We start from the raw sequence: 2,054 nt of genomic DNA on the forward strand, positions 1-2,054 counted from the left end.
AGAGAGCTTGCAGCCAATCTATCAGCAATGGTTGAGCTACGTACAACAACCGGGTGTGCGCTGCGTTGATGAAACTACTTACTGCATTGATGGAATCAAATATTGGTTGTGGGTAGCCACCAGTGACAAGGTTTGTGTATTACTATTAGCTCCCAGCCGCAGTAGTGCCGAACTAAAACAGCTATTGGGAGAAGACTTTGAAGGCATTCTTAGTAGTGATTGTTTCAGCGCTTACAACCCTCAATCAGCCGCAGCTAAACAGAAATGTTTGACCCATCTGCAACGAGATTTAGAAGCACTAAAACTAAGTCGTTTTGAGGGCAATCGACTATTAGCTGGGGCAGTTAGTGAAATTTTAACCACTGCTAGAACCCGATATAGGGAGTATCATACTGGTCAATTGAGTCGGGAAGCGATGGCGGCAGAACGTCTTGTACTGGAAGCCAAATTGCAAGATGTCTTGACTAATGCGCCTGTCAAAGGTTGGCCTGCCGATGCCCAACGATTAGCCAACCGGATTCAACGTCATTGGACAGAGTGGTTTACTTTTTTAGATTATCCACAAGTTAAACCTGACAACAATGATGCTGAACGAGCTTTACGCCCCGTGGTCGTGCATCGGAAAGTAACTGGAGGAGCGCGTAGTGATTGGGGCGCTCAATTAGTCGCTCAAATGTTTAGCTTTTTAGAAACAGTGCGCCTGCAAGGTGGCGAAGCGATCGCACAACTATATGAGTTACTTTCTTTAGCTGGTCGTAGTCCTCCAGGTTTACTATTCAACTGAACTTTCCGTTGAAAGAAATTGAATCAACCAGTTTTCCACAAACTTCCTTTTTGATTGTGGCCAGTTTTTCTGGAATACCACCTACTAACTAAAGTGCATAGCGCTCGCTGACATCATTGGCGATACCCCAACGCTGTTGCGGTGAGCAGTTACACCGAGCCTACTGTTTGGTCACGAACAACAGATTGAAGAGATGGTAGCCCAGTATCCAGATTACACACTCGCAGAATACTGTGAGTATTGGCACGAAAAAACAGGAGTAGGGTTGAGCGAGAGTGCCATGTGCGGATTCCTAAAAAAGCAGCAACTCACTTTGAAAAAAAAAACACTACGGAGCAGTCAAGCCCATAAAGAAATTAATCAAAAGAAGCGAATAGAATATTGGGAAAAAACCCGAGATGTCGAACCAGAAAATCTGATTTTTTTGGATGAAATGGGCGTATTGCTGGGGATAATGAGACAAGGAGCTAGAAGTAAAAAGGGAGAAAGAAGCTACGATATCAAGCCATTTTATAGAGGAAGTAGGGTAACGGTGGTTGGAGCAATAAGCAATAAGAAGGTCATCGCCATGAAGACAATGGGAAAATCTATGAATGGAGAGGATTTCCAGAAATTTGTGCAAGAAGAACTGGTGCCTTCATTATGGAAAGGATCGGTATTGGTGATGGATAATCTGAAGGCACACAAGGTAGAAGGTGTGGAAAAAATGATCGAAGCAGTGGGAGCAAAAGTAGTGTATTTATCACGCCAACTCACCTGACTTTAACCCCATCGAACATTTATGGTGGGAATTAAAAGCATGGCTCAGGAGATTTGTACCTCGAAGTGTACAGATTGTGGAAAAACTATTGGAATTGGGAGTGAAATTATGTTCAACTAAGCAAATCGAAAATTATTTTGCTCACTGCTGTTACTGTACCTCTTAGTCACGCAAAGTGCTGTAATAGCATTTTGTTGACAGCACGCGATGCTTGACTCACAACACGTTTACTTGTACCAAACTTCATATAGCGTTTCTCAGAAAGATGAGGTACAATAATAGCAGTGAGTAAACCAATTCCTCATATCGGATAATGTAACTTGATTGAAGGCAAACCAAGAGTGCTTTGGCTAATTCTCGATAATTAGTCGTCTTGATAGAACGGAGAATGTTTTTGAGTTTTGACCATAAATGTTCAATTGGTGAGAAGTCGGGCGAATAGGGCGACAAGTATATTAATTTTGCCCCTTTCTTTTTGATGGCTTTTTCTATTTCTTCTCCGGTATGAAT

At 42.5% G+C, this 2,054-nt stretch carries 3 protein-coding genes; 2 read left to right on the forward strand and 1 reads right to left on the reverse strand.

What is annotated here, in order from left to right:
* Together tnpC and QT994_RS27545 are read left to right on the forward strand one after the other, a co-directional pair.
* Positions 1 to 784 (forward strand): IS66 family transposase (tnpC, locus tag QT994_RS27540; RefSeq protein WP_333180281.1); only part of this gene is annotated, 784 nt, incomplete at its 5' end.
* 193 nt (positions 785 to 977) lie between these two features.
* On the forward strand, positions 978 to 1,544 hold the full coding sequence (locus QT994_RS27545) for a transposase (RefSeq protein WP_333180283.1): 567 nt from the start codon (positions 978 to 980) through the stop codon (positions 1,542 to 1,544).
* Positions 1,545 to 1,787: 243 nt separating this feature from the next.
* Here QT994_RS27545 and QT994_RS27550 read toward each other — a convergent pair.
* Positions 1,788 to 2,054, reverse strand: a 267-nt coding sequence (locus QT994_RS27550; RefSeq protein WP_445243957.1) for a transposase, incomplete at its 5' end; no start/stop codon positions are given.

It is taken from the genome of Microcoleus sp. S13_B4 (genome assembly GCF_036700885.1).
Classification (GTDB): Bacteria; Cyanobacteriota; Cyanobacteriia; order Cyanobacteriales; family Microcoleaceae; genus Microcoleus.